Below are 3,251 nucleotides of genomic sequence, written 5' to 3' on the forward strand. Positions count from 1 at the left end.
AGCCCGCTCCCACAGGGAATGCATTTCAAAGTGGAACCCCGACCTGCTTCACAGGAGATTGCGTTCCAAATGTGGGAGCGGGCTTGCTCGCGAAGGGGCCGGGAAAGCCAGCGCAGGCCTTCAGCCCAGCAACTCACTCATGGCAATGATCTGCTCCGCCACCTGAATCAGCTTCTGCTGGCGACTCATGGCCTGGCGGCGCATCAGGGTGTAGGCCTCTTCCTCGTTGCAGTCCTTCATTTTCATCAGCAACCCTTTGGCCAGTTCGATGCGTTTGCGCTCCGCCAGTTGCTGGTCGCGGGCCAGCAGTTGCGCGCGCAAGGCCTGATCGCTTTCGAAGCGCGCCATGGCCACATCGAGAATCGGCTGGAGGCGCTGGGCGTGAATGCCCTCGACGATGTAGGCACTGACCCCGGACTTGATCGCCTGACGCATCACCCCCGGGTCATGTTCGTCGGTGAACATCACGATCGGCCGGGGCTGGTCGCGGCTGACCAGCACTACTTGCTCCATGACATCGCGGCTCGGCGACTCGGTATCGATCAGGATCACGTCCGGGCGCACCGACTCGACGCGGGCCGGCAGGTCGATGGTCAGACCGGACTCATCGATGACCTCGAAACCGGCCTCGGTCAGCGCGGCCTTCAGGCGCCCGACTTTTTTCGCGGTGTCGTTGATCAGCAGAATGCGCAGCATATTGGCGGTCTCCTGTCAGCGGCGGGCGATAAGGGCAGCGCTGTCGCTCAGAGCGTGCAGCTTGAAACTGCGGGCGTAACCAGCCGGATCGCTGCCGTCCCAGACTTTGCCATCAAGCAACTGGCTGCTGCGCATTTCTTTGCCCCAGGCTGCGACACCGACGGCGGTGGCCGCTTCGCGATAGATATCCAATTGCTGAACCTGGCGGGCCACCGCGAGGTAGTCGGGATCCTCGCGTAACAGGCCCCAACGGCGGAATTGGGTCATGAACCACATGCCGTCGGACAGGTACGGCAGATTCACCTCGCCGTTGCCGTGAAAGCGCAAGGCGTGCGGGTCCTGCCAGCGATTGCCGAGGCCATCGGCGTAATCACCGAGAAAACGCGGTTCGATGCAGGACAGCGGGGCGTCGAGGTATTCCGGGGCGCTCAGCAGCTGCGCGGTGCTGCGGCGGTTTTCCGGGTTTTGCTCGATGAAGCGGCTGGCCTCGAGGATCGCCATCACCAGCGCCCGGGCGGTGTTGGGGTATTGCTCGACGAACGCGCGGGTGCAGCCAAGGACTTTTTCCGGGTGGTCAGGCCAGATGCTCTGGCTGGTAGCGAGGGTGAACCCCAGATCCTGCTGCACGGCGGCGGCCGCCCACGGTTCACCGACGCAGAAGCCATCGATGCGCCCGGCTTGCAGGTGAGCGACCATTTGCGGCGGCGGCACCACCACGCTGTCGACGTCCTGCAACGGATGAATGCCCTGACTCGCCAGCCAGTAATACAGCCACATCGCATGGGTGCCGGTGGGAAAGGTCTGGGCGAAGGTCAGTTTTGCGCGGGTTTGGTGCGCCTGCCGATCCAGCGCTTCAGGACTGGTCACGCCCAGTTGCTGCAAACCGTGAGACAGGTTGAGGCTCTGGCCGTTCTGGTTCAGGCCCATCAGCACCGCCATGTCGCTCGGCGCCACGCCACCGATGCCCAGGTGCACCGCGTAAATCAGCCCGTACAGGCTGTGGGCCACATCCAGTTCGCCGCTGACCAGTTTGTCGCGCAAGGTCGCCCAGGACGCCTGGCGCTTGAGGTTGATCGTCAGGCCGTAGGGCTGGGCAAAGCCCTGTGTTGCGGCCACGACCACCGAGGCGCAATCGCTCAGGGCCATGAAACCGAGGTTGATCGCGCTTTTTTCCGGGGCATCACTGCCGTTGACCCAGGCCAACGGCCCGACGGACGAATCACTCATATAAAGCCACCCTCAAAAAAAACGCCGTCCCAGGCTTTGCTAAGGCATAACCTGCGAACGACGCCATTGTCCGTGCCCGCACGCCGCCATTGGCCTGTGGGCTGATACCCTGAAAGTGCAAGGCATATGCCAGTCAGGCTGATTTACCTGTGTGCCTCGCGCCGGGGGACGTTGCCCGGCTATAATCGCCGCCTCTTTTCGCCGCCCGAGTCATCGCCGCCCATGTACACCCTGGCCCGTCAGCTGTTGTTCAAACTTTCCCCGGAAACCTCCCACGATCTGTCGCTGGATCTGATCGGCGCGGGTGGGCGTTTGGGCCTCAACGGCATGCTGTGCAAGAAGCCGGCGAACGTGCCGGTGACGGTCATGGGCCTGGACTTCCCGAACCCGGTGGGTCTGGCGGCTGGTCTGGACAAGAACGGCGCGGCCATCGACGGTTTCTCGCAACTGGGTTTCGGTTTTGTCGAAATCGGCACCGTGACCCCGCGTCCGCAGCCGGGCAACCCGAAACCACGGATCTTCCGCCTGCCGGAGGCCGAGGCGATCATCAACCGCATGGGCTTTAACAACCTCGGTGTGGATAACCTGCTGGCGCGGGTCGCGGCGGCCAAATACAAGGGCGTGCTGGGGATCAACATCGGCAAGAACTTCGACACTCCGGTCGAGCGCGCGGTGGACGACTATCTGATTTGCCTGGACAAGGTGTATGCCCACGCCAGCTATGTCACGGTCAACGTCAGCTCGCCGAACACCCCGGGCCTGCGCAGTCTGCAGTTCGGTGATTCGCTCAAGCAGTTGCTGGCGGATCTGGCCACGCGCCGCGCCGAACTGGCCCTGCGCCACGGCAAGCACGTACCGCTGGCGATCAAGATCGCTCCGGACATGACCGACGAAGAAACGGCGCAGGTGGCTCAGGCACTGATCGAAACCGGAATGGACGCAGTGATCGCCACCAACACCACCCTGAGTCGCGTCGGCGTCGAAGGCATGGAGCACGGTGACGAGGCGGGCGGTCTGTCCGGCGCTCCCGTGCGTGAGAAGAGCACGCATACCGTGAAGGTATTGGCTGGTGAGCTGGGTGGTCGGTTGCCGATCATCGCGGCGGGTGGCATCACTGAGGGCAAGCATGCGGCGCAGAAGATCACCGCGGGTGCGAGCCTGGTGCAGATTTACTCCGGGTTCATCTACAAAGGCCCGGCGCTGATTCGCGAATCGGTAGACGCGATCGCCGCCTTGCGCTGATCCCATTGTGGGAGCGGGCTTGCTCGCGAAAGCGCTGTTTCAGTCAACATTTGCGGTGGCTGACACGACGCTTTCGCGAGCAAGCC

3 protein-coding genes are annotated in these 3,251 nt (G+C 63.2%); 1 reads left to right on the forward strand and 2 read right to left on the reverse strand.

Annotated elements, in window-relative coordinates; translation table 11 throughout:
- Window positions 1-120: 120 nt before the first annotated feature.
- Both QMX91_RS30040 and QMX91_RS30045 read right to left on the reverse strand, forming a co-directional pair.
- Window positions 121-696 carry an ANTAR domain-containing protein gene (locus tag QMX91_RS30040; RefSeq protein ID WP_115985797.1) on the reverse strand — a complete coding sequence of 192 codons (576 nt, stop codon included), beginning with the start codon at window positions 694-696 and terminating at the stop codon, window positions 121-123.
- Between the two features lie 15 nt (window positions 697-711).
- A complete protein-coding gene (locus tag QMX91_RS30045; RefSeq protein WP_282413828.1) occupies window positions 712-1,923 on the reverse strand; it encodes a CmpA/NrtA family ABC transporter substrate-binding protein in 1,212 nt (403 codons plus the stop codon).
- A gap of 222 nt (window positions 1,924-2,145) precedes the next feature.
- Here QMX91_RS30045 and QMX91_RS30050 point away from each other — a divergent pair, with 222 nt between their 5' ends.
- A complete protein-coding gene (locus QMX91_RS30050; RefSeq protein WP_282413829.1) occupies window positions 2,146-3,165 on the forward strand; it encodes a quinone-dependent dihydroorotate dehydrogenase in 1,020 nt (339 codons plus the stop codon).
- Window positions 3,166-3,251 lie beyond the last annotated feature (86 nt).

It is taken from the genome of Pseudomonas sp. PS01299 (assembly GCF_029960145.1).
Lineage (GTDB): Bacteria > Pseudomonadota > Gammaproteobacteria > Pseudomonadales > Pseudomonadaceae > Aquipseudomonas > Aquipseudomonas putida_A.